Origin of the sequence: Rhizobium sp. WYCCWR 11146, assembly GCF_013591995.1 — a bacterium.
Taxonomy (GTDB): domain Bacteria; phylum Pseudomonadota; class Alphaproteobacteria; order Rhizobiales; family Rhizobiaceae; genus Rhizobium; species Rhizobium indicum.
The window spans coordinates 78,927-105,711 of the sequence record NZ_JACCEY010000031.1 but is presented as its reverse complement, the minus strand read 5'-3'; the positions used below and the strand labels follow the sequence as shown (position 1 = coordinate 105,711).

Below are 26,785 nucleotides of genomic sequence, written 5' to 3'. Positions count from 1 at the left end.
CCGGCTCCGACGATGGCTATGACAACCGCGCCGAGGCGCTCTCCAGCGACTGGTATGACAATGGCGGCAGCGCCAGCACCAGCCGGCTGAACGACGAACTCGACGCCAATTACACCAATGTCTTTCCTGACGATGGCGCCCCGCAGCGCCTCGATGCGCCGGAACTCGTCAGCCAGTGGAAGTCGATGCCCGGCAGCGGCGAGGGCGCCGACTACGATCTCGACGATTTCGTCGCCGGCCAGGTGTCGCTGCGCGATCATCTCGCCCAGCAGATCCCCTTCGTCCTACCTGACATGGCCGACCGGCTGATCGCGCAGAATTTCGTCGACCAGCTCGACGACTGCGGTTATCTGCAGGCCGATATCGTCGAGGCTGGCGAGAGGCTGGGCACGAGCCTCGCACAGGCCGAGCGCGTGCTCGCCACCCTCCAGAGCCTTGATCCGCCAGGTGTTTTCGCCCGCAGCCTCTCCGAATGCCTGGCGATCCAGCTCAGGCAGAAGGACCGATACGACCCGGCCATGCAGGCTCTGGTCGAAAACCTCGAACTGCTGGCCCGGCGTGATTTTGCCACGCTGAAGCGGCTCTGCGGCGTCGATGAGGAAGATCTTCTCGACATGCTCGGCGAGATCCGTCAGCTCAATCCCAAGCCTGGCAGCGGCTTCGAAGCGGGTGTATCCGAAGCGATCACGCCGGATGTAGTCGTCAGGCCCGCCTCGGACGGCGGCTGGCTGGTCGAACTCAATCCGGATACGCTGCCGCGCGTACTGGTCAACCAGTCCTATTTTTCCCGTGTGACGAAGAACGGCGAGGACCACGCCTTCCTCTCCGATTGCCTGCAGAGCGCCAACTGGCTGACCCGCAGCCTCGACCAGCGGGCAAAAACCATCATGAAGGTGGCAAGCGAAATCGTCCGCCAGCAGGACGCCTTCCTGCTGCACGGCGTCGATCACCTGCGCCCGCTGAACCTGAAAACGGTCGCCGAGGCGATCAAGATGCATGAATCCACCGTCAGCCGCGTCACGTCGAACAAATATATGCTGACGCCGCGGGGCCTCTTCGAACTCAAATATTTCTTCACCGTCTCGATCAGCGCCGTCGCCGGCGGCGACAGTCATTCGGCCGAGGCCGTGCGTCACAAGATCCGTGCGCTGATCCTGCAGGAGAGCCCGGAGGCGGTACTTTCCGATGACGATATCGTCGACATGCTGAAGAAGGGCGGCGTCGATCTCGCCCGCCGCACGGTTGCGAAATACCGGGAGGCGATGAACATCGCCTCTTCGGTCCAGCGCCGCCGCGAGAAGCGGGCGCTCGCCAAGGTCGCCGGTTTCTGACGCGACAACGCTTCGACCTCGATCGAAGCATCCGGCCCGCAAATCCCGCTATTCCTCTCCTGCGCCCAGCATCTTTTCAGACGCGCAACGGCTGCAACCCTTTGAATTGTCTTCAATGAAGATCGAAATGCCGACCATGATGCCGCAAAATTCCAACCTTGCCAGGGAGCTTTTCCTGCTGCTGGTGCTGGCGACCCTCTGGGGTTCCTCCTACAGCTTCATCAAGATCGGCGTCGAGACGATCCCGCCGATAACGTTGATCGCCGCCCGCACGCTGATTGCCGGTGGCATTCTGCTGGCCGTCCTGCGTCACCGGCGTGTCCGTCTGCCGCGCGATCGTGCCACCTGGCGGCGGTTTTTCGTTCAGGCCTGCCTGAACAGCGTCGTCCCCTTCACGCTGATCGCCTGGGCGGAACAGTCCGTCGATGCCGGATTGGCGGTGATCCTGAATTCGGCAACGCCGATCTTCACCTTCCTGCTGGCCGTGCTGATCACCCGCCATGAGCAGGTGACGCTGCGAAGGCTTTTCGGCGTCATGGCCGGGCTTGCCGGCATCTGCCTCGTCATCGGCGTCGAAGCGCTCGGCGGTCTCGGTGAAAACCTGATGGCGCAGCTTGCCATCATCCTGGCGACCATCTGTTATGCAGGTGCCGCGATTTTCAGCAAGAACTTCAAGGGGCTCGATCCCGCAGTGCCGGCGGCCGGCTCGTTGATCTCAGGCGCGGTCATTCTCTTGCCGACGAGCCTCGTCGTCGATCGGCCGTGGGAAATCGATCCTTCGGCGGCATCGATGCTGGCGCTGCTGGCCCTCTCCGCCTTTTCGACGGCGCTTGCCTTTGTGATCTATTTCCGTCTCGTCCAGACGCTGGGTTCGGTCGGAACCACCGCGCAGGCCTATCTCAGAGTGCCGATCGGCGTTGCGATCGGCATCGTCTTCCTCGGCGAAAGGCTGAGCCCGACGGCCTGGATTGGACTCGTCTGCGTCATATCAGGTGTCGCCGCCATGACGATCCCTGCAAGAAGGCGCGCAACGCAAGCGCGAAACGCGTAAAGTGGATGGGGTGGCGATCGGCGACATGCCTTGCCCGACAAGGTATCCGCCACACGTTGACCGCGTGCCGCCGAGGGTGATTCGGCGCCCTATTGACTTTTCGGCACGCTCTGGCTAGAAGCCCGCCGCAATCGATGCCGCGAACGGCGTCTGGAGTTATCCCCAGCATCAGAAGGGCACCAAGGACCCGCAGGCCTAAGCCGATCTTGCTTGAGATTGTGCGAAGTGCTTGGATGAACCTGAGGCTTGGCGTAAACTGATACCCGCAAACGACCATAAGAAGGGAAACTCCATGAGTGTGCGTGTATCCGGGAAACATATGGAAATTGGTGAATCGTTCCGTCAAAAGATCGAGGACCAAATTGGTATGGCCATCACGAAATACTTCGACGGGGGATATTCCGGCCAGGTGACCGTGGAAAAGGCGAGTTCTCGTTACTCGGCGGATTGCAAGCTGCATCTCGACAGCGGGGTGGTGCTGCATGCAGCCGGCGAGGCGACCGACCCGCAATTGGCTTTCGACGCGGCTTCCCAGCGGATCGAAAAGCGGCTGCGGCGATACAAGCGCAAGCTGAAGGACCATCACGCCGGAAGCCATCTGAATGGTTTTGCAGAGGTCTCCTACACGGTCATGGATTCCGTTCCTGATCACGATGATGAAATCGCCGACGATTTCGCTCCCGCGATCGTCGCTGAAAGCACGAAGCAGCTGAAGACCATGTCAGTCGCCACCGCAGTGATGGCGCTCGACATGACCGACGAGCCGCTTCTCCTGTTCCGCAGCCCCGGCAAGGAACATCTGAACATCGTTTACCGTCGGCACGACGGAAATATTGGCTGGATCGATTCAGCCAGTATCAAAGGCTGAGATCAGGGTGGTGAGCGGCGGTATTGCCGCCGCTCCTTGCATTTGATCCCGGCGACAGAAGGAAAAAGAAATGGCATTGGCAGATTTGCTCCATCAGGATGCGATCATTCCCGCCCTCAGAGTAAATTCCAAGAAACAGTTGCTTCAGGAATTGGCTGCAAGAGCCTCCAGGATCACCGGGCTTTCCGAACGGGAGATTTTCGACGTCATCCTGCAGCGCGAACGCCTGGGCTCGACCGGAGTCGGCAACGGCATCGCCATTCCCCATGGCAAGCTGGGAAACATCCATTCGATCGTCGGCATCTTCGCCCGGCTGGAGCAGCCGGTCGATTTCGAGGCGCTGGACGACCAGCCGGTCGATCTCGTGTTCCTGCTGCTTGCGCCGGAGGGCGCGGGCGCCGATCATCTCAAAGCTCTGTCGCGTATCGCCCGCGTGCTGCGCGATCACGATCTGGTCGCCAAGCTGCGCGCCACGGATTCCGCCTCGGCGATCTACGCCTTCCTCAACGAAGAGCAGACGTCGAACGCTGCCTGAGCTGCATTAATCTCCGAATGTGAAAAGGCGCCGGGTCTCTCAGGCGCCTTTTGCATTATGACGGGCTGAACGATCAGAACTCTTCCCAGCTGTCCTGCGCCACGGCAGCGGATCCGCGCGACGGGGCAGTCACGCGACGGACCGCCGGGGCGCTCGCGCGAGGCGAAAGGGCTGAAGTCGCCGGTGCCCGCATCTTTTGCGCGACGGAGGCGAGGGCCGCGGCGTTGCCCGAACCCGAGACGTTGAAGCGAGTGGCGAGCGCCTTCAGCGTCTGTGCCTCGTCGTTGAGCGCGACGCTGGCAGCCGTCGCTTCCTCTACCATGGCCGCATTCTGCTGCGTCACCTGGTCCATCTGGTTCATGGCCTGGTTGATTTCCTTCAGACCGACAGCCTGTTCGCTGGCCGATGCCGAGATCTGCCGGATGAGGTCGTTGATGCCCATCACCTGCTCGGCGATCTTGTGCAGCGTGCCGCCGGCGCGCCCGACGAGATCGACGCCCTCCTTGACCTGGACGGCCGAACTGTTGATCAGCGTCTTGATCTCCTTGGCGGCATTGGCCGAACGTTGTGCGAGTTCACGCACCTCCTGGGCGACGACGGCAAAACCCTTGCCGGCTTCGCCGGCACGGGCCGCCTCGACGCCGGCGTTCAGGGCGAGCAGGTTGGTCTGGAAGGCGATCTCGTCGATGACGCCGATGATCCGCGAAACCTCCGTCGAGGACTGCTCGATCCCTTGCATCGAGGCGATCGCCTTCTGCACCACTTCGCCGGATTTTTCGGCGTCCTGGCAGGCGAGGTTGACGTTGTCGGCCGCCGTGCGCGCATTCTCGGCGCTGGAATCGACCTGTGCGGTGAGTTCGTTGAGCGCGGCCGCCGTCTCTTCCAGGCTGGCTGCCTGCTGCTCGGTGCGCTTGGCGAGGTCGGAGGCGCTGTTGCTGATTTCACCGGTGCCGGAGCCGATATTGGCGACGCTGAGGTTCATCGTGTTGATGGTCTCTTCGAGGCTCGCGAGCGCAGCGTTGAAATCCTGCTTCAGCTTGCCGTATTCGCCGGGGAACTCGTCGGTGATGCGGTGGCTGAGATTGCCCTGCGACAGTTCGGAAAGGCCGGCGCCGACGATCGAGACGATATGGCGCTGCAGCGACACCGATTCCTGGCGTTCCGATTCCGAGCGGCTGCGCTCGGTCTCGGCCGCCTGCCGCTGGTCTGCGGCCTCGTCTTCGAGGCGGCGGCTGTCGGCGAGGGTGAAGCGGAAGCCTTCCAGCGCCTTGGCGACCGAACCGACCTCGTCGCTGCGGTCCTGGGCGGCGACCGGTTCGCCATATTGACCGTCGCTCAGCGCCTTGACGCTGGCGACGAGCCCGCCGAGCGGCCGCTGCACGAAAGAGCGGACGGCGAAATAGAGTGCCAGCATGACGGCGCCAAGCACGATCAGCCCGTTGATGATCATCATGTAGGTCTGGTCCCGCACCGGCGCGTTGATCGCCGTGTGCGGCACGTCGACGAGCACGACCCAGGTGGCGTTGACGCCGGGAACCGAGAACGGATAAACGACGCGATCGAAGGGATCGAGGCCGTCATAGGTGAGGTTCCTGACGAGGCCGGGCTGTTTGCTCGACAGCGCCGTCTTGACGACGTCGGCGCCCTCGCCTTCATATTCCTTGGTCATCAGGTCGGGGATCGGCGCGACGATCCAGTTGCCGGCCTGCGACAGCAGCGTGACGCGGCCCGAACCGAAAGGATGCAGCGCCTGCAGCTTGTCGGTCAGCGACTTCAGCGAAATATCGACGCCGCCGACGCCGATCATCTTACCATCCGACATGACCGGATAGGCAATCGAGGTCAGCAGCGTCGGCACGTCCGTTCCTTCGGCCATATAGGGCGTGGTGATCGCGCCCTTACCGCTGTCGGCGGCGAGCTTCCACCATGCGGCGGTATAATCATTGTCGAAGGTCGAATATTGGATGCCGCCGTCCTTGGTCTTCGACCAGTAGGGCGTGAAGGCGCCGTTCTTGTTCGTGCCTTCGTCATTGTTGTTGGCGATCTCGATGGTCTTGCCGTCAAGCGCGCCAAGCTGCTCGCAGAACCAGCTGCCGAAGGCGAAGGCATTCTGCTCGAGATTGGCCTTCAGCACGTTGATCATGCCCTTGCGATCGAGCGACTTGCCTTCATGGCCGCGGCCGATGACGCCCGACATGGTGCGGGCGGCGCTGGCGAGTTCGCCGACATTGGCCGCAATTTCATTGGCGATCGATTTTGCCTCGAGGTTGGCCTGATCCATCGTCAGCGTCTGGACGCGATCCCGGGTCTGACCGATGAGGAAAAAGTTCGAAACGATGAGCACAAGTGCGATGGCGATGCCGGTGATGACGATGAGTTTCGCGGCAAGCGATTTCATGCGAAAAATGAACATGGGGTCCTCGGGCAAGGATGCGCCGAACGGGCATTCTCCGGCGCAGGAGCAAAGGCTCGCCCCATCATGAGGCAGCCGCTTGGACGGCCGGATTCCAGAAAGTGGGAGGCGCCGGCGGCCATGAGGAACATCGCCGGAGATCTCTTAAATTTGAATGAAATTCGATCGATCGAGCCAAGGAAAATCGCCGGAACGCCCTGAATTACCGGGAGTTTTATCGGCTGCTTCGCAAAGAGACGCGGACTATGTCCTGTCTGCGACTTCCTCGCTCAAAGGGATCGAAGGTTGCGCCCCGGCCTTGAGGCAGGCGAGCGAACCGGCAACCGCCGCGCGGCGCAGCGCCGAGACAAAATCGAGGCCGTCGTCGAGGCTGGCGGCGAAATAGCCGCAGAACGTGTCTCCGGCGCCGACCGTATCGACAGGTTCGATCTTGAGACCCTGCGCCCTCGAAATCGACCCGTCGCGAATGGCGATGACCCCGTCGGCGCCGAGCGTCACGATCAGCGTCTGGCCCGTCTCCGCATGCAGACGCACAAGGGCTGCCTCCCGCCTTTGCGCGTCCATGCCCTCCTGCCCGGCGAGCCGCTCGAACTCGGTCTCGTTGGCAATGACGATATCGGCAAGCCGGCCGAGGCGGGCCGCATCTGGGATCAGCGGCGCGAGGTTGAGGATGCTGGTGACGCCCTTGGCGCGGGCCGCCGACAGCGCGCCTTCGACGGCAGCAGCCGGCACTTCGAGCTGCAGCATCAGGATATCGCCTTCGTCCATGCGGCCGATCGCGGTCTCGGCGTCGGCAGGTGTGACCTGGCCATTGGCGCCGGGAACGACGGCAATCATGTTTTCGCCGTCGCCGCCGACAAGGATCAGCGCCGTGCCTGTGGGACCGTCGACATGTTTGATCAGAGAAAGGTCGGTTCCTGCATCATCAAGCAGAGCCAGCGCCTCCGCGGCGAAAGCATCCTTGCCGACGGCGCCGGCCATATGCACGTAGCGGCCGGCGCGGCGCGCTGCCAGCGCCTGGTTGGCGCCTTTGCCGCCGGCGGCCGTGGCAAAGCCGTTGCCGGCCACCGTCTCTCCGGGCTTCGGCAGGCGCTCGGTCGTGGCGATGAGATCCATGTTGATGGACCCGAAAACTGTGATCATGAATGTGTCCCGTCTTCTGGAGCCTGCAAGTGACATCATGCTCCTGCATGTTTCATGCGGGCGAGACACTGCCCGAAGCAGTCACTCCTCGTCAACCACCCGAAGCTTCAGAAGACCGGTGCGGCTTTCCACCGATTTGACCGCGGCTTCGCCGTCGCGGGCGGGTTTTGCATCGCCGCCGCCCGCCTCGAATTCCAGCGCTTCGATCCTGGCGCCGCGCTTGGTGAGCTTGTCGGCTGACGTGACCACCATGTCGATATCCTTCTGCGCCATGGCGAAATGGCCCTGCAGTTTGCGCACCCGCTCATCGAGGCGGCTGAGATCGTCCATCAGGATCGCCACTTCGCCCTGGATCAGATGCGCCTGCGCCCGCATGCGCTGGTCCTTGAGCACGGCCTGGATGACCTGGATCGACAGCATCAGCAGCGACGGCGAGACGATGACGATGCGCGCTCGGTGGGCCTTCTGCACCACCGGCTCGAAGTGCTCGTGGATCTCGGCGAAGATCGATTCGGACGGCACGAAGAGAAAGGCCGTATCCTGGGTTTCGCCCTGGATCAGATATTTCTCGGAAATGTCCCTTATATGGACCTCCATGTCGCGGCGGAACTGCTGGCCGGCGATCTTGCCGGCTTCGGGGCTGCCGGCGTCGCGGATCGCGTTCCAGGCTTCGAGCGGAAATTTCGCGTCGATCACCAGCGGCGGCGCGCCGTTCGGCATGCGGATCGTGCAGTCCGGCCGCGAACCGTTGGACAGCGTCTGCTGGAAGGCGTAGGCGCCCATCGGCAGGCCGTCGGCTACGATCGTTTCCATCCTGGACTGGCCGAAGGCGCCGCGCGTCTGCTTGTTGGACAGAATGGCCTGCAGCCCGACGACATCCTTGGCGAGCGTCTGGATATTGTTCTGCGCGGCATCGATGACCGCCAGCCGCTCCTGCAGCCGCTGCAGGTTTTCATGCGTCGATTTGGTCTGCTCGGTGATCGTCGAGCTGACGCGCTGCGACATGCCGTCGAGGCGTTGGCTGATCGTCTGGTTGAGTTCGCTCTGCCGCGCGCCGAAGACCTCGGTCATCGCCGCGATGCGGCCCTGCATCTCCGCCTGGATCTTCAAAAGCTCGGCCATGCGCGCTTCGTTTTCCTCAGCGCGAAAGCTCGCTTCCTCCGCCTGCTCGCGGCGAAGGTTGGCGCCGCGCAGGAGAAGCACGATCACCAGCAGAACGAGGGCGGCGAGACCTCCACCGACAAGCGCCAGCATGGCCGGGCTGATCGAGGCAAGGGCAAGGGCGAGCGATTCGGAATGGACGGTCATGTCGCAAGCATAACAGAAGAAGCGGCGATTTATAGATCAAAACGTGAACAGAATGGACGATCCTCAATATCTTCGCAAGCCGTTGCTCTTCCGCGTCCACCGAAAAGAAATGTCGACGCGGCTTAACGATTGCTCAACCATATTGGCCAAAACCTGCGGCGCTGAAATCCCCTCCCGCGCGCGTCGCGCCAAGTACAGAGATCCCCATGACCGCCCAGCAGACCGACAACGCCCTCAGGCAGCGCCTCGATTTCATCGAACTGGATGAAACGGCGCGCAAGTCGATGCGGGATCTGCGCCCGGTGATATCGGAGCTGATCGGCGGCGCCCTCGATAAATTCTACGCCAAGATCGCCAAGACCCCCGCTGTCGCCGACAAGTCCCAACTGGGCCATGCCAAGAAGCGTCAGCAGGATCATTGGGCCAATCTTACTGGCGGCACGTTCGACGAGCGCTATGTCGACGACGTGACCGCCATCGGCCGCATGCATGAGCGCATGGGGTTGGAACCGCGCTGGTCTATCGGCGGTTACGCCATCGTCATGTCCGAACTGGTCAAGGGCATCATGGAAAAGCAGTGGCCTTCGATCTTCGCGCGCCAGCAAGGCAAGCTGCTGGCCGAGAAGCTGTCGGCCGTCATCAAATCAGGCATGCTCGACATGGATTATTCCATCTCGGTCTATTTCGAGACGCTCGAAGCCAAGCGCCGTGCCTTGGAAGAGCAGCGTGCTCAGGCCGAATCCGATCAGGCGATCGCGCTGGAGCAACTGCGCCGCGGTCTGGAAGCGCTGTCGAACGGCGATCTCGAAGCCACCCTGCCGTCCGACCTGCCGGGCAATTTCCGGCAGATGGCGGAGGATTACAACCGCGCTGTCAGCGCCCTTCGCCAATCCTTCGCCTCCGTGCGCGAGACCTCCGGCCATATCAAGACGGGCGCAGACGTCATTTCCAACGCGACTAACGATCTGGCGCTGCGCACCGCCCAGCAGGCGGCAGGCGTCGAGGAGAGCTCGGCCGCCCTGCAGCAGCTTTCCGTCAGCGTCGGCCAGACGGCCGCCAATGCCGAGAAGGCTTCGGCCGCCGTGCGCGAGACGCAAGAGAAGGCGAAGAACTCCGGCGAACTCGTCACCAGCGCCGTTTCGGCGATGGCCGGCATCGAGAAGTCCTCGACCGGGATCTCCAAGATCATCGGCGTCATCGATGAGATCGCCTTCCAGACCAACCTCTTGGCGCTGAACGCGGGCGTCGAGGCGGCGCGTGCCGGTGATGCCGGCAAGGGTTTTGCCGTCGTCGCCCAGGAAGTCCGCCAGCTTGCGCAACGGACCGCGGAAGCGGCCAAGGAGATCAAGAACCTGATTTCGCAGAGCTCAACACAGGTCAATCAGGGCGTCGGCATCGTCTCCAGCACCGGCGAGGCGCTGAACGACATGATCAGCCGCATCGACATCATCAACCGTTTCGTCGCCGATATCGCCGCCGCCGCCCGCGATCAGGCGACCGGCGTCAACGAAGTCAGCCTCGCCGTCCGCAACATGGGTGCAATCACCCAGCAGAATTCGGACATGGTCGAGCACTCTTCGGCGGAAACCCGCCGCCTCAAGGACGAGGTGGAGACCCTGATTGAGCTGCTGCAGCACTTCCGTGCCCGGCCGGAGGGCCGTTCCGCCGGTGCTGCCCGCCGGGCGGCCTAAGGCGAATATGGCGAAATTCCAGGCGGGGATGCAAAAAAGCGTATTCCCCGGCTGCCGGATAATTCCATAGTCGGAAAAGATGGGTTATGGGAACGCCATGACCATCAAGCCACTCATCATTCTTCCCGATCCCGTTCTCCGCCAGCTGTCCAAGCCGATCGAGCGGGTGGATTCCGACCTGCAGCGTCTTGCCGACGATATGCTGGAAACCATGTACGACGCGCCGGGCATCGGCCTTGCCGCGATCCAGATCGGCGTGCCGCGCCGTATGCTCGTCATCGACATCTCACGCGAGGGCGAGGAAAAGCAGCCGCAGGTCTTCATCAATCCTGAGATCGTCAAATCTTCCGACGAGCGTTCCGTCTATGAGGAAGGCTGTCTTTCGATTCCGGATTATTATGCCGAGGTCGAGCGCCCGGCTGTCGTCTCGGTCAAATATCTCGACCGCAACGGCAAGGAACAGACCGTGGAAGCCGACGGCCTGCTCGCCACCTGCCTGCAGCATGAGATCGACCACCTGAACGGCGTGCTGTTCATCGATTACATCTCGCGGCTGAAGCGGGAGATGGTGATCAAGAAATTCACCAAGGCGGCGAAGTCGAAGGCGCTCTGACGCTGCGTTGAAAATTCACCGACGGGGCACTATGATATCACTGATATCATGATGGAGGCGCCGAATGGGTGATTTTCTGATCAGAAATATTTCCGACGCAATGAAGCGAGACATTGCGGAATCGGCGCAGCGGAGCGGAAACAGCCTTTCTGACGAGGCCAAGGAGCTTTTGCGGGAAGCGCTGAAAAGAAAGACAGAAGCAAAGCCCGAGACTTTGTCGGCGTATGAAGCAATACGCGCCGCTTTCGTCAGCGAAAACGCAGTCGACGATGAATTTGCTACAATCATGGACGAAATCGAGGCCGAGCGGAAAAAGGATTTCGGCCGGCCGTTCGAGGATTTCGAATGATCGTTCTCGATACGAATGTGATTTCCGAGTTCGCCAGGCCATTGCCGAATGAAAAGGTGAAGGCCTGGATAGTACGGCAGGATGGCTCGAGAATCTGGCTTTGCACAGTTGGCTTGATGGAGCAGATTTACGGAGCCGAAAGGGTTTTCTTGAAGACAGGATCGGACCGCTTCTTTCGCGCGATCGAGAATTTGGTGAAAGGCCAGTTTCGCGATCGCATCGCCGGCTGGGATTCGGAAACGGCCATGGCAACCGGTCGCTTGCGGGCGAAACGTGAAAACATGGGGCGGCCGATTTCGGTCCAGGATGCCATGATTGCCGCCATCTGCCTTGAAAACGGTGCGACGCTTGCGACTCGTAACACCCGAGATTTCGAGGGGCTTGATCTCAAGCTCGTAAACCCGTTTGAAGACGGTTGATCCTCAATTGGCGAGATAAAATGTCTCTTCGCATCATCTTCATGGGAACCCCGGAGTTCTCGGTTCCGACCCTGCGCCTGCTCGTCGATGCCGGCCACAGGATCGTTGCGGTCTATACGCAGCCGCCACGGCCGGGCGGCCGGCGCGGCCTCGATCTGCAGAAATCGCCGGTGCATCAGGCGGCCGAACTGCTCGGCCTGCCGGTTTTCACCCCGGTCAATTTCAAAGACCCCGAGGAGCGCGAGAGGTTTGGCGGCCTGAATGCCGATGTCGGCGTCGTCGTTGCCTACGGACTGTTGCTGCCGGAAGCGATTTTGAACGGCACCAGGGATGGCTGCTACAATGGTCATGCTTCGCTGCTGCCGCGCTGGCGGGGTGCGGCACCGATCCAGAGGGCGATCATGGCCGGCGACGCAAAGACCGGCATGATGGTGATGAAGATGGACAAAGGTCTGGATACCGGCGCCGTCGCACTCACCCGCGAGGTCGAGATCGGCCCGAACATGACGGCTGGCGAACTGCACGACCGGCTGATGCTCGTCGGCGCCAAGGCGATGGCGGAGGCCATGGTGAAACTCGAAATGAACGAGCTGCCGCTGACGCCGCAGCCGGAAGAGGGCGTGCTCTATGCCGCCAAGATCGACAAGGCCGAGACGCGCATCGATTTTTCCAGGGACGCCGGGGACGTGCACAATCACATCCGCGGCCTGGCGCCGTTTCCGGGCGCCTGGTTCGAGCTCGAAATCGGCGGCAAGCCGGAGCGGGTCAAGGTGCTGGCGTCCGAACTGGCTGAAGGGCAGGGTGCGGCCGGGCAATTGCTGACGGACGATCTCGTGGTCGCCTGCGGCTCGGGCGCGGTGCGGCTGACCAGGCTGCAGAAGGCCGGCGGCAAGCCGCTGGCGGCGGCCGATTTCCTCAGGGGCACGCCGCTTGCGGCGGGCACGAGGCTTAGCTGATGCCGCGTTTCCGCATGACCGTCGAATATGACGGCGGCCCCTATGTCGGCTGGCAGCGGCAGGAAAATGGCCACTCGGTGCAGGGTGCGATCGAGGCGGCGGTGCTGTCGCTGACCGGCGAGACGGTCTTGGTGCGCGGCGCCGGCCGTACCGATTCCGGCGTCCACGCCATGGGGCAGGTGATCCATGCCGATCTTTCGAAGGAGTGGTCGCCCTACCAGTTGCAGAATGCCTTGAACGCGCATCTGAGGATTGCCGGCGAGCGCGTCTCCATTCTCGACGTCGGGGTGGCTGCCGAGTTCTTCGATGCCCGTTTTTCGGCGCTGCGGCGCCATTACCTCTATCGCATCGTCAGTCGTCGGGCGCCGCTGGCGCTCGAAGCCGGCAAGGCCTGGTGGGTGCCGAAGGTGCTCGACCACGAGGTCATGCATGCTGCCGCCCAGAGGCTGGTCGGCAAGCACGATTTCTCCACCTTCCGCGCCGCCCATTGCCAGGCAAACAGCCCGGTGCGCACCCTCGACCGGCTGGATGTGACGCGCAACGGCGAACTGATCGAGATCCGCGCCACGGCGCAGAGTTTTCTCCACAACCAGATCCGCTCCTTCGCCGGCACGCTGAAGCTCGCCGGCGAAGGCAAATGGACGCCTGATGATGTCGAGGCGGCGCTTGAAGCGCGCGACCGCAAGGCCTGCGGCCCAGTGGCGCCGCCGGACGGGCTCTATTTCATGCAGGTGGATTATCCCGACGTGATCCCCGATCGCCGAAGGCCGGTCACCGATACCGATGCTAATGACAGGGATGCTGACGATCCCTCGTAAGTTTACTCAGACGGGATAGATGCCGAGGAAGTGCTGCAGATATTCCGAAAGGATCATCGATGGCACGAGCAGCACCAGTGTCAGCGCCCCGACCATCAGCGCATGACCGTGGCAGATCATCCGGAGAATGCGCGCCAGCACGAAGACCTGCGCCAGCATGAAGGCGAGCAGCAGCAGCGAGACGAGGCCGACGGAGCCGGGCAGGAAGAACACCAGCGCCAGCAGCAGCCCGTTGATATAGGAAAGCGGCACGCCGAGCCAGTTGACGCTGACGACGACCGGGGCGAAACGCTCGCCCATGCGGACGGCAAGCAGCAGAAACCCGGCAAAGACCAGCGGCACGAACCAGTTGGCGACCTCGACGAGGCCGAGCCTGATATAGAAGGGAAAATCGACATCGGCTTCCGGCGGCATCGCCCGCAGGAAGGCCTGTCGCCACCAGAGCCAGGAAATACCCATCGGCGGCAGGCACCAGAGCATCGCCCAGAACGAACGGTTGACGCCGCGCTCGGACATATCAAGGTAGCGGAAGCCGCGCGGATCCAGCCGGATCAGCAGCCAGAGGCCGGCCAGGTAATATTGAACTTCCCTAAAGCCCGGCATTGGCGATCCAGCGGGCGATGAAGGTTTCGTAGATTGCCGTCAGCGTCTCCAGATCGGCGACAGCGACGCGCTCGTCGACCATGTGCATCGTTTGGCCGACGAGGCCGAACTCGACGACCGGGCAATAATCCTTGATGAAGCGCGCATCCGATGTGCCGCCGGTGGTCGAAAGCCGCGGCGACTGGCCGGAAATGCTTTCGACGGCTGAAGACAGCGAGGCGATCAGCGCATTGTTGCGCGTCAGGAAGACATGGCTCGGCCGATCGGCCCAGACGATATCATAGGCCACCGGTTGGCGGCCCGGCCGCAAGGCGCCATCCCGGGCGGCGGCATCGAGACGGCGCAGGATTTCGGCACGCAGCGTTTCGACGGTCCAGCTGTCGTTGAAGCGGATGTTGAAGCTTGCCGATGCCTTGGCCGGAATGACGTTGGTCGCCGGATTGCCGACATCGACCGTGGTCACTTCGAGGTTCGACGGCTGGAAATCGTCGGTGCCGCCGTCAAACGGCGGGTCCATCAGCGCCTGGGTCAGCTGCAGCATGCCGCGCACCGGATTGTCGGCAAGATGCGGATAGGCGGCATGGCCCTGCACGCCGTGAACGGTGATTTTACCCGACAGCGAGCCGCGCCGGCCGATCTTGATCATGTCGCCGAGCCTGTCCGGATTGGTCGGCTCTCCGACAAGGCAGGCATCCCAGCGCTCGCCGCGCTCGGCCGCCCATTGCAGCAGCTTGATCGTACCGTTGATCGCCGGACCTTCTTCGTCGCCGGTGATGAGGAAGGAGATCGAGCCGGCCGGTGGCCCGTTTTTCTCGATATGGCGGGCGACGGCGGCGACGAAACAGGCGATGCCGCCCTTCATGTCGACGGCGCCGCGGCCGAAAAGCTCGCCCTTCGAAATCTGGGCCTCAAACGGCGGATGCGTCCAGGCGGCTTCGTCGCCGACCGGCACGACATCGGTATGGCCGGCAAACATCAGATGCGGGCCATCCTTGCCGAGGCGGGCATAGAGGTTTTCGATGTCGGGTGTTCCGGCTTCGCTCGCCTTCACCCTGTCGACAGAAAAGCCGAGCGGCGCAAGCATCGCCTCCAGCGCCGACAGTGCGCCGCCTTCGGCGGGCGTCACGGACGGGCAGCGAATCAGCGTCTGAAGATTGGCGACGGGGTCGGTAGCGGTCATGGCGGTCGAACTATCCGGCGGGAATGGCAAAGACATGGCAAGGCGGGGCCGCCTCGCGTAAAAAGACGCCGTCTGTTTACCGGATCAACGTCCCGGTGTCATCAATCTCTGAGCAGCTCGTTGATGCCGGTCTTCGAGCGGGTCTTTTCATCGACGCGCTTGACGATGACGGCGCAGTAGAGATGCGGCGCCGGCTGGCCGTTGCCCATCGTCGCATTGCCCGACGGCATCGAGCCGGCGACGACGACGGAATAGGGCGGCACTTCGCCGTAGGTCACCTCGCCGGTGGCGCGGTCGACGATCTTGGTCGACTTGCCGATAAAGACGCCCATGCCGAGCACCGAGCCTTCGCGGATGATGCAGCCTTCGACCACCTCGGAACGGGCGCCGATGAAGCAATTGTCCTCGATGATCGTCGGGCCCGCCTGCATCGGCTCCAACACGCCGCCAATGCCGACGCCGCCGGAGAGATGCACATGTTTGCCGATCTGCGCGCAGGAGCCGACCGTTGCCCAGGTATCGACCATGGTGCCTTCACCGACATAGGCGCCGAGATTGACGAAGGAAGGCATCAGGATGGCGTTCGGGGCGATGTAAGCCGAGCGGCGCACGACGCAGTTCGGCACGGCGCGGAAGCCGGCGGCGCGGAAGTGGTTCTCGCCCCAGTTTTCGAACTTCGAAGGAACCTTGTCCCACCAGGTCGAGTTGCCCGAGCCGCCCTTCACCACGTCCATGTCGTTGAGGCGGAAGGACAAGAGCACGGCCTTCTTCAGCCACTGATTGACCGACCAGGCGCCGTCGGCGGAGCGTTCGGCGACACGGACCTTGCCGGCATCGAGCAGATCGAGCGCTGCTTCGACCGCATCGCGAACCTCGCCCTTCGTCGACGTGTTCACATTGTCGCGATTGTCAAAGGCGGCTTCGATGATCTTTTCGAGGGATGCGAGGTCGGTGGCGCTCATGAGAATTCCTTAAACTTCGATCTTTATCGTGGAGACGGGGTGTCTCCGGAATTGCGGTTGGCGGGGTTTACCCTGCTCTACAGCATGAAGCCGTAGAACGGAATGATTTTTCCGACAAGATCATACCTGGATTCAAGACGTTATAGCGACATATCCGGCTTCGTGGCCGGCAATACCGAAAGGCATTTCGACATGGCGAAGGGACGAAACGGCGGTTCGCGGCGCAAGGATGGCGTATGGGACCCGCTGAAGAGCAGCTCGACCGACAAGCAGCGCGCCGAAGCCGTGCCGAAGACGCCGCAGACGATGTCGCCTGCCTACCGCCTTGCCTATGTCGACGAGGATTTCCTCTGCCGCGAGGAGCTGCGGCCGATCCGCCTGCAGTTGGAACTGATGAAGCCGGAGATGATGCTGACCGAACGCGGCATCAAGTCGACCGTCGTCATGTTCGGCGGCGCCCGCATTCCCGCCCCCGGCCAGAGCGCCTGGGCAGCCCGCAACGACATCCAGCGCGTCAACCTGGAGGCGGCTTCCGTTTATTATGACGAGGCGCGCAAATTCGCCCGGCTCTGCTCGAAATATTCGGCCACCTTCAATTTCCACGAATATGTCATCGTCACCGGCGGCGGCCCCGGCGTAATGGAGGCCGGCAATCGCGGCGCGGCCGACGAGGGCGCCCCTTCGATCGGCCTCAACATCGTGTTGCCGCACGAGCAGGCGCCGAACGCCTATGTGACGCCGGAACTCAGCTTCAACTTCCACTATTTCGCCATCCGCAAGATGCATTTCATGGTGCGCGCCAAGGCGATCGCGGTCTTCCCGGGCGGCTTCGGCACGCTCGACGAATTCTTCGAATGCCTGACGCTGATCCAGACCGGCCGCATGGAGCGCCTGCCGCTGATCCTCTTCGGCGAGACCTTCTGGAGGAGCATTATCAATTTCGAGGCATTGGCCGAATTCGGCACGATCGCGCCCGACGACGTCAAGCTGATCAGCTTCGTGGATACGGCAGAAGCCGCTTGGAAGATCGTCCAGGATTTCTACGAACACCGCGAATAGGCGCTTCAGAGGCACAAACTGCGGAGCCTCTCCCCGTCGAGCCGGGGAAAGGCAAGGGCAAGTCGTCGCTTGGCTTTAGAGAAGTGGCCGGTCCGGCATGTCGTCGATCGAGATGACGCCGTCCTTGTTGCGGTCCATTCGAGTGAACAGCTTGTCCATGCCGGCTTCAGCTTCCTGTTTGGAAATCTGGCCGTTCTGGTCGGTGTCGACCCGGTGCATCATGATCGAGGCACGCATGATGTTGCCGCCATGGCGCATCCAGCGATGTCCGTCACGACCCTCGTGACCACCCTGAGGCGGCCGGCCCTGGTCGTTATTATCAGGCGTCGCGTCTGCGGTCTTCACATCCTTGTTATTGCTGGCATCCTGCTTGCGCTGATCTCTCATCGCCTGCATCTGCGCTTTCTGGTATGCGCCGATTTCGCCTGGGGTCAGCGAGCCGTCCTTGTTGGTGTCGATCGCAGCGAAGATCTTGTCGATGCCGGCGGTCGCCTCGTCCTTGGAGATCTGTCCGTCCTTGTTGGTGTCGAACTGCTTGAGCATTCTGACATACGTGATTTCGCGGAAGGCGGCAGGCCCCGGACCGTGCATGGGACCGTGCCTGCCGGGGTGCTGACGCGGCCCGTCACCGGGCGCTGCATAGCCGGCTCCGGCGGCTGCGCCGAAGATGAGGGTGGAGGAAAGCGCTGCCAGTATCAGCTTGTTGCGGTACATCGTGTTTGCCTTTCGTAAGGTGTCCCCTCACGAAAGAAGCTATGGCAGCAGGCCCGCAAGACCCAGTTAAACATCGGTAAGCTAAGTGAAAACTTGGTAATGCTTCAGCCGGTAATCTTGCCGAGAAAAGCGGCGAGGTCGTCGGTGACGAAATCGATATGATCCTCTTCGCCGCTGGTCTTTTCCCACCATTCGACCACTGTCTCTTCCAGATTGCGCGGCACGAGCAGCACGGTCTGCATGCCGAGCGCCTTCGGTACTGTCAGATTGCGCGGCAGATCCTCGAACATGGCCGCCTTGGTGGTTTCGACGCGCTTCAGCGCCGTGAACTTGTCGTAGGTCGCCTGCGCCGGCTTCGGCACGTAGTCGGCCGCGACGATATCGAAGATGTCGTCGAAATGTTCGAGAATGCCGAGCGCCTCCGCCGTCATTTCGGCATGCTTGACGCTGCCATTGGTGAAGATGAACTTGCGCCCCGGCAGCGCCTTGATCGCCTCGCCGAGTTCCGGCTGCGGCGTCAGCGCCGTGTAGTCGATCGCATGCGCTTTTTCGAGGAAGTCGTTCGGGTCGATGCCGTGATGGATCATCAGGCCCTGCAGCGTCGTGCCATGCTCGAGGTAATATTGCTTCTGCAGCTTGCGCGCCTCTTCCCGCTCCATCTGCAGGAGTGCAGCAACATAGGCGGTCATGTTCTTGTCGATCTGCGCGAAGAGATTGACATGATGCGGATAGAGCGTGTTGTCGAGGTCGAAGACCCAGTCTGTGACGTGCTCGAAATCGGTCTTATCAGGCGTGCGGTCGATCTTGGTCATGGCGGTCTTATGGCATGGCTCCTGTGGGAAACAAAAGGCTTTTGGCTCCCAAGTTCGCCTGAAACAGCAGCTTCCGCAAAAATGCCGTCAGATTTTCACAACTTTAAGAGGATTTTGGCTGAATATTGCCATTGATCGCTGGTGACTTCTGCCTGCGTCAGACAGGGGACCCGCAAGGGGTAAAGTCGCATGAAGATCGTTCTGATCAATCCGCCGCATAGGGCGATCGGCAGTCGCATTCCCGATGATCACCTTCCACCGCTCGGCCTTCTTTCGGTCGGCGGCCCGCTGATCGACGACGGTCATATCGTCAGTCTCATCGATGCCGAGTTCGGACCGATGACGATAGCGGAGATTGTCAGCCGTGTGGCGGCCAGCGGCCCCAATCTGGTGCTGATCGGTCATTCCGGCTCGACCTCGGCCCATCCCACCGCCCGCTCGATCGCAGAGGCGGTCAAGCACAGCGATTGTGCTATCCGCATTGTTTATGGCGGTGTCTTCCCGACCTATCACTGGCGGGAGGTGCTGGCCGAGACCGAGGCGTTCGATATCCTCGTGCGCGGCGAAGGCGAGGAAACGATGCGGCGGCTTGCCAGCACTCTGGCGACGGGCCGCCCGCTCGCAACCGTTCCCGGCATCGCCTTTCGCGATGGCGATGGCGAAATCCTGGCAACACAGCCGGCGCAAGCGATCGCCGATCTCGATGCCTATCGTGTCGGCTGGGAGCTGATCGATCATCGCCACTACAGTTATTGGGGTGGCAAGCGCGCTGTCGTCATGCAGTTTTCGCGCGGCTGTCCGCATCTTTGCAACTACTGCGGCCAGCGCGGTTTCTGGACCCGCTGGCGTCACCGCTCACCGGAACTGTTTGCCCGTGAGATCGCCAAGCTTTATCGCGAAGAGGGTGTGGAACTTATCAATCTCGCCGACGAGAATCCGACCTCCTCGCGAAAGGCGTGGCTCGCTTTTCTCGAAGCGATGATCACCGAGAACGTGCCGGTGCAGATCGTCGGATCGACACGGGCCGATGATATCGTCCGCGATGCCGATATCCTGCATCTCTACCGCAAAGCGGGTGTCGTGCGCTGGTTGATCGGTATGGAAAACACCGACGAGGCGACCTTGACGCTGATCAAGAAAGGTGGAGCCAAGACAACCGACAGGGAGGCGATCCGCCTTCTGCGCCAACACGATATCCTCTCCATGGCGACCTGGGTCGTCGGTTTCGAGGAGGAGAAGCTGAGCCATCTCTGGCGCGGCTTCCGGCAATTGCTCTCCTATGATCCCGACCAGATCCAGGCGCTCTATGTGACGCCACATCGCTGGACGCCCTTCTTCCGCATCGCCCGCAATCGACAGGTCATCGAAACCGACATCCGTAAATGGGACTACAAGCATCAGGTACTGAAGATGCGGCATCTCAACCCGATCGTGCTGGTCGCCTGCGTCAAGCTCATCGAGGTGGCGGTCCAGGCGCGGCCGAAGGCACTGCTGCGCATACTCTTCCATCGCGATCGCCAGCAACGCCATTCCATGCGCTGGTATACGCAAATGGGTCGTCGCGTCTGGTTTCATGAGATCCTCGAATTCCTCTTCCGCCGCCGCCATCTCAAAGATGGCCCGACGCTCGAGAATTTCTGGGGCGCCCCGCAGGATTCAGAGGAGGAATCTATGTTGCGCCCGCAACGGCATGTGAAAAGCCTCGACGCGGCGGAATAAAATAGACGCCCGATTTTCGGCGGACGGCGCCGGCACTGAATGCTAGAAAGCGGTCATGCTTTTCGTACGCCCCGATGATGATACGCTCTATGATGCCCTGATCGCACGCAGTGCCGATTATGAGGGGCAAGCCTATGTCTGCGTGAAGACGACCGGCATCTTCTGCCGCCTGACCTGCCCGGCGCGTAAGCCGAAGCGGGAAAATACGCTCTTTTTCGATACGATCGCCGCCTGCATGCATTCCGGCTTCCGCCCGTGCCAGCGCTGCAGGCCGCTGGAGCAGCCGGGCAGGGAGCCGATCGTCGATGAGCTGCTTGCCGCGCTCGACCGTGAGCCGCAGCTGCGCTGGACCGAAGATGAGCTTGTGCGCCGAGGCCACGATCCCTCGACCGTGCGTCGCGCCTTCAAGCGGGCGCTCGGCATGACCTTCCACGATATCGTCCGCTATCGCCGGCTGGGTGAAGCGGCCCGGCAACTGGCCGATGGCGCGCGCGTCATCGATGCGCAGCTCGATGCGGGATATGACTCCCCAAGCGGTTTCCGGGCGGCTTTCCAGCGGCTGGTCGGCAAGGCGCCGGCGCTGTCGCAGAACCGCGAACTGCTCTTTGCCGACTGGTTCGACACCCCGCTCGGGCCGATGATAGCCGTCGCCGACCAGACGCATCTGCATCTTCTCGAATTCCACGACCGTAAGGCGCTGCCGACCGAGCTCGAGGCGCTGCAGAAGCGCATCCGCTCGTCGGTCGCGATCGGCCGCACGCCGGCGATTGATCAGATCGCGGCGGAGATCCGGGATTATTTCGAAGGACGGCTCACCGTCTTCAAGACGCCATTGGCGCCCGGCGGCACACCCTTCGAAAAACATGTCTGGGCAAAGCTCATGGAGATTCCTGCTGGCCAGACGCGCGCCTATGGCGATCTCGCAAGGGAAATGGAAAGGCCGGAAGTGGTGCGTGCTGTCGGCCGCGCCAATGGCGCCAACCAGCTTGCCATCATCGTGCCCTGCCATCGCATCCTCGGCGCGGATGGTTCGTTGACCGGCTATGGCGGCGGGCTCTGGCGCAAGCAATGGCTGCTGCGGCATGAAGAGAAGATCAGCACGCAAGCAAAGATGGAGGAGACAGCATGAACCAGAACGAAAAGGCCAAGGCATTCGGCGCATTGCACCGTAAGGGCAACCCGGTTGTTCTCTACAATATCTGGGATGCCGGCACGGCCAAGGCGGTGGCGGATGCCGGCGCCAAGGCGCTTGCAACAGGAAGCTGGTCGGTGGCCGCTGCCCATGGTTATGCCGATGGCGAGAAGCTGCCGATGTCGGTGCTGGTCGACACCGCGAAATCCATCACCGCTGCCGTCGACCTGCCGCTTTCGGTCGATTTCGAAGGCGCCTATTCGGCCGAGGCTGAAGGTGCGGCCGCCAATGTCGCCAAGCTGGTGGAGGTCGGCGCTATCGGCATCAATTTCGAGGATCAGGTGGTCGGCGGCGATGGCCTCTATCCGGTGGAGAGGCAGGTGGCCCGCATCCGCGCCATTCGCGAGATGGCGGAGGGCAAGGACATTCCCTTCTTCATCAACGCCCGCACCGACCTTTTCCTTGCGGAAAGCGATCTCTCCAAACATGCTGGTCTGGTGGACGAGGCGATCGAGCGCGGCAAGGCCTATGCGGCCGCAGGCGGCAGCGGCTTCTTCGTGCCTGGCTTGATCGATCCCGCCTTGATCGAAAAGATCTGCGCCGCATCGCCGCTGCCGGTCAACATCATGATGCGGACAGGCGCTCCTGACGTGAAGACGCTGGCAAAGCTCGGCGTCGGCCGTGTCAGTTATGGTCCGGGGCCTTACCGGTCGATGATGGAAAAGTTGAAACAGGAGGCGGCGGCGATTTATAGCCCGCTTTGACGTCGAATGCCTGAGGGCCGCAGATCTGGTGCGAAAGCTGCGGCCCGGAATGACATCCCATTCCGCTCAGGAACGGAAGCGAAGATTCCGCCGGCTGAGCTGGCTGACCGAGGTGCAGCCCATCAGCTTCATGCCGCGCTCGATCTCGGTGCGCATCGTCTCCAGCGCCCGTTCGACGCCGGGCTGTCCGGCAGCGGCAAGCGGGAAGAGATAGTAGCGCCCGAGCCCGACGGCCTTCGCCCCCAGCGACAGCGCTTTAAGAACATGCGTTCCCCGCTGCACGCCGCCATCCATCATCACGTCGATCCGGTTGCCCACGGCGTCGACGATCTCGGCCAGCTGGTCGAATGCGCTGCGCGAGCCGTCGAGCTGGCGCCCGCCATGATTGGAAAGCACGATGCCGCTGCAGCCGATCTCGGCGGCGCGCTTGGCGTCTTCCACCGACATGATGCCCTTCAGGCAGAATGGCCCTCCCCATTCGCGCACCATCTCCGCCACGTCGTCCCACGACATCGACGGGTCCAGCATCTCGGTGAAGTATCGGCTGATCGACAGCGTGCCGCCATCCATCTTGACGTGGTTTTCGAGCTGCGGCAGCCGGAAGCGCTCATGAGTCAGCCAGTCGATCGCCCAGGAAGGCTTGATCGCGAACTGGGTCATGCCGGCAAGATTGAGCTTGAAGGGAATGGCAAAGCCCGTGCGCTTGTCGCGCTCGCGGTTGCCGCCGGTGATGCTGTCGACCGTCAGCATCATCGCCTGCACGCCGGCATTTTTCGCTCGCGCCATCATCTCGCGGTTGAGGCCGCGGTCCTTGTGGAAATAGAACTGATAGACCTGCGGCCCATTGCTGATCTGTCTCGCTTCCTCCAGGCTGATCGTGCCGAGCGAGGAGACGCCGAACATCGTCCCATGTTTTGCCGCCGCCGCCGCGACCGCCCGCTCTCCCTGGTGGTGAAAAAGCCGCTGCAGCGCCGTCGGTGAGCAATAGACCGGCATTGCGAGCTTCTGGCCCATGACGGTCACCGACATGTCGACATCGGCGACACCGCGCAAAACGTCGGGCACCAGATCGCAGGCCTCGAAGGCCGCGGTATTGCGCCGGTACGTCACCTCATCATCGGCACCGCCGTCGATATAGTCGAATATCGGCCCGGGAAGACGCCGTTTGGCCATGCGCCGGAAATCGTGAAAATTATAGCAGTCAGTCAGGCGCATTTCTGTCCTCGATACCCTGTTCCCGTGTGCAGAAGATCCGCCCTTCGTGATGAAGGGCGCAGCCTCGATCAGGGAACGATCAGCGTTCCGACGCCGTGCTCGGTGAAGATCTCGAGCAGGACGGAATGGGCCGTCTTGCCGTTCAGGATGACGACACCCTGCACGCCGGCCTTGATTGCATCCATGCAGGTCTCGACCTTCGGGATCATGCCGCCCGAAATCGTGCCATCGGCGATCAGCGCATGTGCTTCGGCGACCGAAAGCTCCTTGATGAGCTGGCCGTTCTTGTCGAGCACGCCGGGCACATCGGTCAGGAACAGCAGCCGGGTGGCGTTCAACGCGCCGGCAATGGCGCCGGCAAAGGTATCGGCATTGATATTGTAGGTGGCGCCGTCGCGGCCAGGCGCCACGGGCGCGATGACCGGGATCATCTCGGAGCGGGCAAGCAGATCGAGCAGCGTGCGGTCGACCTCGACCACTTCGCCGACGAAACCGAGATCGAGCACGCGCTCGATGTTCGAATCCGGATCCTTCACGGTCTTGCGCGCCTTTTCGGCGAAGACCATGTTGCCGTCCTTGCCGCAAAGGCCGATCGCCCATTCGCCGGTCTGGTTGATGAGCGCGACGATTTCCTTGTTGATCGAGCCGGCGAGCACCATCTCGACGATCTCGACCGTTTTCTGGTCGGTGACGCGAAGGCCGCCCTCGAATTTCGATTCGATGCCCATCTTGCTCAGCATGGCGCCGATTTGCGGGCCGCCGCCATGAACGACGATCGGGTTGACGCCCGATTGCTTCAACAGCGCGATGTCGCTGGCAAAGGCCTTGCCGAGCTCGGGATTGCCCATGGCGTGGCCGCCATATTTCACGACAATCGTCTTGTTCTCGTAACGCTGCATGAAGGGCAGTGCCTTGGCCAGAAGCCGTGCCTGCATTTCGCTTTCGGTTTCGTTCATGGGAACCCCGCAGAATTGTTCGCGGCCTTTTATCGCAAGTTTCTGACAGAGGGAATAATCCAGAGGGCAATAGTTTTTCGTATCTGTCGCGGAGCCGGACGCCGTTACCGTCTGGCGCACGCAAGCTTGAGATGAGGAACGGCATGCAAGGCGATGAGATCGCAGACTTGATCGGCCGCGTCGCACTCGGCGATCGCAGGGCTTTCGTGGCCCTCTACAATCAGACCGCACCGAAACTTTTTTCGATCTGCCTGCGTATCTTGAAGGATCGCACGGAAGCCGAAGAAGCTCTGCAGGAAGTCTATATCAGCATCTGGCAACGCGCTCGCAGCTTCTCCGTCGCCTCGGGTTCGTCCTCGGCATGGCTGGCGGCGATCGCCCGCAATCGGTCGATCGATGCGCTGCGGGCGCGCAAGCCCGTCGCCGACGAATTGGACACGGTCTACGATTTTGCCGATGCCGGACCCGACCCGGAAATGCAGACGGTGACCAAGGATGAAGGAAGGCGGATTGACACCTGCATGGAAGAGTTGGAAGCTGATCGTGCGGTCGCGGTGAAACGGGCTTATGTCGAAGGGCTGAGCTATCAGGAACTGGCCGATCAGTTTGGTGTCCCGCTGAACACGATGCGGACCTGGCTCAGACGCAGCCTCTTGAAACTGAGAGAGTGCATGGAACGATGACATCGCCCGACAAAAGCAAGGGAGACCGCTCCCGCGACGAGGTTCTCGCCGGCGAATATGTGCTTGGCGTCCTGTCGTTGCAGGATCGCCGGGTGGTGGAAGAGCGCATGCGCCACGACCGCCCCTTCGCTGCGATCGTCAGCCGCTGGGAAACCAACCTCTCTTCCTTCAACGACGAGTATGAAGGCGTTGCTCCGAACCGGGAAACCTTCAAGCAGATCGAGGCGCGGCTGTTCGGCGATGGCCAAAAGCCCCCATCCTTTTCGCAGGGGCTCTGGAATTCCGCCGTTTTCTGGCGTTCGCTGAGCTTCGCTTGCATCGTTGTTGCCGTCAGCGCCGTCATCTTCGCCTCCGGCGTGGTGCCGGAGCCGCAGGGACCGGCACCGCTGGTGGCCTCGCTTTCGGGCCAGAACAGCACCATCAATCTTCTTGCCTCCTACGAGCTGCAGAGCGGCCGGCTGAAGATCGTGCCGGTCGCCGCCGGTAAGCCGGAGGAGAAGTCGCTGGAACTCTGGCTGGTACCGGGCAGCGGCATGACGAGATCGCTCGGCGTCTTCCAGCCGGGCGAAAGCGGTGAACTTGTCATTCCCGCCGAACTGCGCAGCCAACTCGCCGATGGCGCAACGCTTGCCGTCAGCCTCGAACCCTTCGGCGGCTCGCCGACCGGCCAGGCAACCGGTCCGGTGATCGCAAGCGGCCCCCTGCGCCGACCCTAATCGCACCGGTCATGATCGTGTCGGTCATAAATCATTTCTCCTGTCTGAAACTCTTCGGCGCGGCCCTCCGTAGTTCGAAATGTCCGGACGACGCTCAGGCATAAAGCCGGCGGACTGTATCCGGTGAGGAGAAAATCATGATCAAGTCCGTATTGCGCGGCTTCGCGCTCGCCGCCGCCATGTCCGCTGTCGCCTTTGCCGCCGCGAAAAACCCGACGGTCGGCGGTGCGGCGATGTTCGATAGCAAGAACATCATCGAGAACGCCGTGAACTCCAAGGATCACACGACGCTGGTCGCAGCCGTCAAGGCAGCCGGCCTGGTCAGCACGCTCGAGGGCAAAGGCCCCTTCACCGTCTTTGCGCCGACCAACGAAGCTTTCGCCGCCCTGCCGAAGGGCACCGTCGATACACTGCTGAAGCCGGAAAACAAAGCGACGCTCACCAAGGTTCTGACCTGCCACGTCGTTGCCGCCGATGCGATGGCCAAGACCGTCGCCAAGATGATCAAGGATGACGGAGGCGAGCACGACATCAAGACCGTCGGCGGCTGCGTGCTGAAAGCCAAGGAAAACATGGGTCAGATCACCTTGACCGACGAAAATGGCGGCGTTTCCCATGTGACGATCGCCGACGTCAAACAGTCGAACGGCGTCATCCACGTCGTCGACAAGGTGCTGCTGCCGAAGATGTAGGCCCGCTCGTATCGGCAGACGCATTGGGGCGCTCATCGGGGCGCCCCAAACACAATTGATGAGGTGGCTAGAGCATAACCCCG

At 62.0% G+C, this 26,785-nt stretch carries 27 protein-coding genes; 17 read left to right on the top strand and 10 right to left on the bottom strand.

Annotation, left to right across the window (positions count from 1 at the left end):
* The 4 genes from rpoN to ptsN form a co-directional block, all read left to right on the top strand.
* The coding region (gene rpoN, locus HX899_RS24830; protein WP_246697177.1) for an RNA polymerase factor sigma-54 at window positions 1-1,331 on the top strand (1,331 nt) is incomplete at its 5' end.
* Between the two features lie 127 nt (window positions 1,332-1,458).
* Window positions 1,459-2,382: a DMT family transporter gene (locus HX899_RS24825; RefSeq protein WP_181293651.1), complete on the top strand. Its 924-nt coding sequence runs from the start codon at window positions 1,459-1,461 to the stop codon at window positions 2,380-2,382.
* Window positions 2,383-2,674: 292 nt separating this feature from the next.
* Window positions 2,675-3,250: a ribosome hibernation-promoting factor, HPF/YfiA family gene (gene hpf / locus HX899_RS24820; protein ID WP_011650214.1), complete on the top strand. Its 576-nt coding sequence runs from the start codon at window positions 2,675-2,677 to the stop codon at window positions 3,248-3,250.
* Between the two features lie 70 nt (window positions 3,251-3,320).
* A complete protein-coding gene (gene ptsN, locus HX899_RS24815) occupies window positions 3,321-3,785 on the top strand; it encodes a PTS IIA-like nitrogen regulatory protein PtsN (RefSeq protein ID WP_017995882.1) in 465 nt (154 codons plus the stop codon).
* 73 nt (window positions 3,786-3,858) lie between these two features.
* On the opposite strand, the gene HX899_RS24810 is transcribed toward ptsN, so the two are convergent.
* The 3 genes from HX899_RS24810 to HX899_RS24800 all read right to left on the bottom strand — a co-directional run bounded on the left by HX899_RS24810 (window position 3,859) and on the right by HX899_RS24800 (window position 8,649).
* Entirely contained in the window at window positions 3,859-6,198 is a 2,340-nt protein-coding gene (locus tag HX899_RS24810) for a methyl-accepting chemotaxis protein (RefSeq protein WP_181293650.1), read from the bottom strand.
* A 243-nt stretch (window positions 6,199-6,441) separates the two neighbouring features.
* Complete coding sequence (locus HX899_RS24805; protein ID WP_181293649.1) at window positions 6,442-7,341, bottom strand: ribokinase; 900 nt, start codon at window positions 7,339-7,341, stop codon at window positions 6,442-6,444.
* 81 nt (window positions 7,342-7,422) lie between these two features.
* A complete protein-coding gene (locus HX899_RS24800; protein ID WP_181293648.1) occupies window positions 7,423-8,649 on the bottom strand; it encodes a DNA recombination protein RmuC in 1,227 nt (408 codons plus the stop codon).
* A 206-nt stretch (window positions 8,650-8,855) separates the two neighbouring features.
* On the opposite strand from HX899_RS24800, the gene HX899_RS24795 reads away from it, so the two are divergent.
* From HX899_RS24795 to truA, 6 genes are all read left to right on the top strand, one after another.
* Window positions 8,856-10,340 (top strand): globin-coupled sensor protein, encoded by a 1,485-nt coding sequence (locus tag HX899_RS24795; protein WP_181293647.1) that lies wholly within the window; start codon window positions 8,856-8,858, stop codon window positions 10,338-10,340.
* A 97-nt stretch (window positions 10,341-10,437) separates the two neighbouring features.
* Entirely contained in the window at window positions 10,438-10,953 is a 516-nt protein-coding gene (def, locus tag HX899_RS24790; protein ID WP_020397424.1) for a peptide deformylase, read from the top strand.
* A gap of 64 nt (window positions 10,954-11,017) precedes the next feature.
* Entirely contained in the window at window positions 11,018-11,302 is a 285-nt protein-coding gene (locus HX899_RS24785; protein ID WP_181293646.1) for a FitA-like ribbon-helix-helix domain-containing protein, read from the top strand.
* A complete protein-coding gene (locus HX899_RS24780; RefSeq protein ID WP_181293645.1) occupies window positions 11,299-11,721 on the top strand; it encodes a type II toxin-antitoxin system VapC family toxin in 423 nt (140 codons plus the stop codon). Before HX899_RS24785 ends, HX899_RS24780 begins: the two co-directional genes overlap by 4 nt.
* Before the next feature lie 20 nt (window positions 11,722-11,741).
* Window positions 11,742-12,677, top strand: a complete 936-nt coding sequence (fmt, locus tag HX899_RS24775; protein ID WP_181293644.1) for a methionyl-tRNA formyltransferase — start codon at window positions 11,742-11,744, stop codon at window positions 12,675-12,677.
* Window positions 12,677-13,495, top strand: coding sequence for a tRNA pseudouridine(38-40) synthase TruA (gene truA / locus HX899_RS24770; protein ID WP_181293643.1), 819 nt, complete (start codon window positions 12,677-12,679; stop codon window positions 13,493-13,495). The genes fmt and truA overlap by 1 nt, the downstream gene beginning before the upstream one ends.
* 6 nt (window positions 13,496-13,501) lie before the next feature.
* Here the strand turns inward: truA and HX899_RS24765 are convergent, their stop codons facing one another.
* The 3 genes from HX899_RS24765 to dapD all read right to left on the bottom strand — a co-directional run bounded on the left by HX899_RS24765 (window position 13,502) and on the right by dapD (window position 16,240).
* A complete protein-coding gene (locus tag HX899_RS24765; protein ID WP_138332327.1) occupies window positions 13,502-14,098 on the bottom strand; it encodes a hypothetical protein in 597 nt (198 codons plus the stop codon).
* Entirely contained in the window at window positions 14,085-15,278 is a 1,194-nt protein-coding gene (gene dapE, locus HX899_RS24760) for a succinyl-diaminopimelate desuccinylase (RefSeq protein WP_180194550.1), read from the bottom strand. Before dapE ends, HX899_RS24765 begins: the two co-directional genes overlap by 14 nt.
* A gap of 101 nt (window positions 15,279-15,379) precedes the next feature.
* The gene (gene dapD, locus HX899_RS24755) at window positions 15,380-16,240 is read right to left on the bottom strand and encodes a 2,3,4,5-tetrahydropyridine-2,6-dicarboxylate N-succinyltransferase (protein ID WP_029873880.1); all 861 of its coding nucleotides are present in this window, start codon (window positions 16,238-16,240) and stop codon (window positions 15,380-15,382) included.
* A gap of 192 nt (window positions 16,241-16,432) precedes the next feature.
* Here dapD and HX899_RS24750 point away from each other — a divergent pair, with 192 nt between their 5' ends.
* Entirely contained in the window at window positions 16,433-17,299 is an 867-nt protein-coding gene (locus HX899_RS24750; protein WP_181293642.1) for an LOG family protein, read from the top strand.
* Between the two features lie 75 nt (window positions 17,300-17,374).
* On the opposite strand, the gene HX899_RS24745 is transcribed toward HX899_RS24750, so the two are convergent.
* Window positions 17,375-18,013, bottom strand: a complete 639-nt coding sequence (locus HX899_RS24745; RefSeq protein ID WP_138388323.1) for an EF-hand domain-containing protein — start codon at window positions 18,011-18,013, stop codon at window positions 17,375-17,377.
* Window positions 18,014-18,117: 104 nt separating this feature from the next.
* On the bottom strand, window positions 18,118-18,825 hold the full coding sequence (locus tag HX899_RS24740) for a pyrimidine 5'-nucleotidase (RefSeq protein WP_138332332.1): 708 nt from the start codon (window positions 18,823-18,825) through the stop codon (window positions 18,118-18,120).
* Window positions 18,826-19,014: 189 nt separating this feature from the next.
* Here HX899_RS24740 and bchE point away from each other — a divergent pair, with 189 nt between their 5' ends.
* The 3 genes from bchE to HX899_RS24725 are packed head-to-tail and all read left to right on the top strand — an operon-like array spanning window position 19,015 to window position 22,440.
* Window positions 19,015-20,544: a magnesium-protoporphyrin IX monomethyl ester anaerobic oxidative cyclase gene (gene bchE, locus HX899_RS24735; protein ID WP_181293641.1), complete on the top strand. Its 1,530-nt coding sequence runs from the start codon at window positions 19,015-19,017 to the stop codon at window positions 20,542-20,544.
* Between the two features lie 55 nt (window positions 20,545-20,599).
* Window positions 20,600-21,673 carry a bifunctional transcriptional activator/DNA repair enzyme AdaA gene (locus HX899_RS24730; protein WP_138388321.1) on the top strand — a complete coding sequence of 358 codons (1,074 nt, stop codon included), beginning with the start codon at window positions 20,600-20,602 and terminating at the stop codon, window positions 21,671-21,673.
* Window positions 21,670-22,440 (top strand): isocitrate lyase/phosphoenolpyruvate mutase family protein, encoded by a 771-nt coding sequence (locus tag HX899_RS24725; RefSeq protein WP_181293640.1) that lies wholly within the window; start codon window positions 21,670-21,672, stop codon window positions 22,438-22,440. Before HX899_RS24730 ends, HX899_RS24725 begins: the two co-directional genes overlap by 4 nt.
* 66 nt (window positions 22,441-22,506) lie before the next feature.
* Here the strand turns inward: HX899_RS24725 and HX899_RS24720 are convergent, their stop codons facing one another.
* Together HX899_RS24720 and argB are read right to left on the bottom strand one after the other, a co-directional pair.
* Window positions 22,507-23,655, bottom strand: a complete 1,149-nt coding sequence (locus HX899_RS24720; RefSeq protein ID WP_181293639.1) for an alpha-hydroxy acid oxidase — start codon at window positions 23,653-23,655, stop codon at window positions 22,507-22,509.
* A gap of 68 nt (window positions 23,656-23,723) precedes the next feature.
* Window positions 23,724-24,611 (bottom strand): acetylglutamate kinase, encoded by an 888-nt coding sequence (gene argB / locus HX899_RS24715; protein WP_003544982.1) that lies wholly within the window; start codon window positions 24,609-24,611, stop codon window positions 23,724-23,726.
* 143 nt (window positions 24,612-24,754) lie between these two features.
* Here argB and HX899_RS24710 point away from each other — a divergent pair, with 143 nt between their 5' ends.
* From HX899_RS24710 to HX899_RS24700, 3 genes are all read left to right on the top strand, one after another.
* Complete coding sequence (locus HX899_RS24710) at window positions 24,755-25,294, top strand: sigma-70 family RNA polymerase sigma factor (protein ID WP_181293638.1); 540 nt, start codon at window positions 24,755-24,757, stop codon at window positions 25,292-25,294.
* Window positions 25,291-26,010 carry an anti-sigma factor domain-containing protein gene (locus HX899_RS24705; protein ID WP_171599810.1) on the top strand — a complete coding sequence of 240 codons (720 nt, stop codon included), beginning with the start codon at window positions 25,291-25,293 and terminating at the stop codon, window positions 26,008-26,010. The genes HX899_RS24710 and HX899_RS24705 overlap by 4 nt, the downstream gene beginning before the upstream one ends.
* A gap of 137 nt (window positions 26,011-26,147) precedes the next feature.
* Complete coding sequence (locus tag HX899_RS24700) at window positions 26,148-26,702, top strand: fasciclin domain-containing protein (RefSeq protein WP_181293637.1); 555 nt, start codon at window positions 26,148-26,150, stop codon at window positions 26,700-26,702.
* Window positions 26,703-26,785 lie beyond the last annotated feature (83 nt).

Bases quoted from the DNA above. Each gene is read 5' to 3' on its own strand.
- HX899_RS24825 (WP_181293651.1), top strand. From the start codon at position 1,459: ATGCCGACCATGATGCCGCAAAATTCCAACCTTGCCAGGGAGCTTTTC.
- hpf (WP_011650214.1), top strand. From the start codon at position 2,675: ATGAGTGTGCGTGTATCCGGGAAACATATGGAAATTGGTGAATCGTTC.
- ptsN (WP_017995882.1), top strand. From the start codon at position 3,321: ATGGCATTGGCAGATTTGCTCCATCAGGATGCGATCATTCCCGCCCTC.
- HX899_RS24810 (WP_181293650.1), bottom strand. From the start codon at position 6,198: ATGTTCATTTTTCGCATGAAATCGCTTGCCGCGAAACTCATCGTCATC.
- HX899_RS24805 (WP_181293649.1), bottom strand. From the start codon at position 7,341: ATGATCACAGTTTTCGGGTCCATCAACATGGATCTCATCGCCACGACC.
- HX899_RS24800 (WP_181293648.1), bottom strand. From the start codon at position 8,649: ATGACCGTCCATTCCGAATCGCTCGCCCTTGCCCTTGCCTCGATCAGC.
- HX899_RS24795 (WP_181293647.1), top strand. From the start codon at position 8,856: ATGACCGCCCAGCAGACCGACAACGCCCTCAGGCAGCGCCTCGATTTC.
- def (WP_020397424.1), top strand. From the start codon at position 10,438: ATGACCATCAAGCCACTCATCATTCTTCCCGATCCCGTTCTCCGCCAG.
- HX899_RS24785 (WP_181293646.1), top strand. From the start codon at position 11,018: ATGGGTGATTTTCTGATCAGAAATATTTCCGACGCAATGAAGCGAGAC.
- HX899_RS24780 (WP_181293645.1), top strand. From the start codon at position 11,299: ATGATCGTTCTCGATACGAATGTGATTTCCGAGTTCGCCAGGCCATTG.
- fmt (WP_181293644.1), top strand. From the start codon at position 11,742: ATGTCTCTTCGCATCATCTTCATGGGAACCCCGGAGTTCTCGGTTCCG.
- truA (WP_181293643.1), top strand. From the start codon at position 12,677: ATGCCGCGTTTCCGCATGACCGTCGAATATGACGGCGGCCCCTATGTC.
- HX899_RS24765 (WP_138332327.1), bottom strand. From the start codon at position 14,098: ATGCCGGGCTTTAGGGAAGTTCAATATTACCTGGCCGGCCTCTGGCTG.
- dapE (WP_180194550.1), bottom strand. From the start codon at position 15,278: ATGACCGCTACCGACCCCGTCGCCAATCTTCAGACGCTGATTCGCTGC.
- dapD (WP_029873880.1), bottom strand. From the start codon at position 16,240: ATGAGCGCCACCGACCTCGCATCCCTCGAAAAGATCATCGAAGCCGCC.
- HX899_RS24750 (WP_181293642.1), top strand. From the start codon at position 16,433: ATGGCGAAGGGACGAAACGGCGGTTCGCGGCGCAAGGATGGCGTATGG.
- HX899_RS24745 (WP_138388323.1), bottom strand. From the start codon at position 18,013: ATGTACCGCAACAAGCTGATACTGGCAGCGCTTTCCTCCACCCTCATC.
- HX899_RS24740 (WP_138332332.1), bottom strand. From the start codon at position 18,825: ATGACCAAGATCGACCGCACGCCTGATAAGACCGATTTCGAGCACGTC.
- bchE (WP_181293641.1), top strand. From the start codon at position 19,015: ATGAAGATCGTTCTGATCAATCCGCCGCATAGGGCGATCGGCAGTCGC.
- HX899_RS24730 (WP_138388321.1), top strand. From the start codon at position 20,600: ATGCTTTTCGTACGCCCCGATGATGATACGCTCTATGATGCCCTGATC.
- HX899_RS24725 (WP_181293640.1), top strand. From the start codon at position 21,670: ATGAACCAGAACGAAAAGGCCAAGGCATTCGGCGCATTGCACCGTAAG.
- HX899_RS24720 (WP_181293639.1), bottom strand. From the start codon at position 23,655: ATGCGCCTGACTGACTGCTATAATTTTCACGATTTCCGGCGCATGGCC.
- argB (WP_003544982.1), bottom strand. From the start codon at position 24,611: ATGAACGAAACCGAAAGCGAAATGCAGGCACGGCTTCTGGCCAAGGCA.
- HX899_RS24710 (WP_181293638.1), top strand. From the start codon at position 24,755: ATGCAAGGCGATGAGATCGCAGACTTGATCGGCCGCGTCGCACTCGGC.
- HX899_RS24705 (WP_171599810.1), top strand. From the start codon at position 25,291: ATGACATCGCCCGACAAAAGCAAGGGAGACCGCTCCCGCGACGAGGTT.
- HX899_RS24700 (WP_181293637.1), top strand. From the start codon at position 26,148: ATGATCAAGTCCGTATTGCGCGGCTTCGCGCTCGCCGCCGCCATGTCC.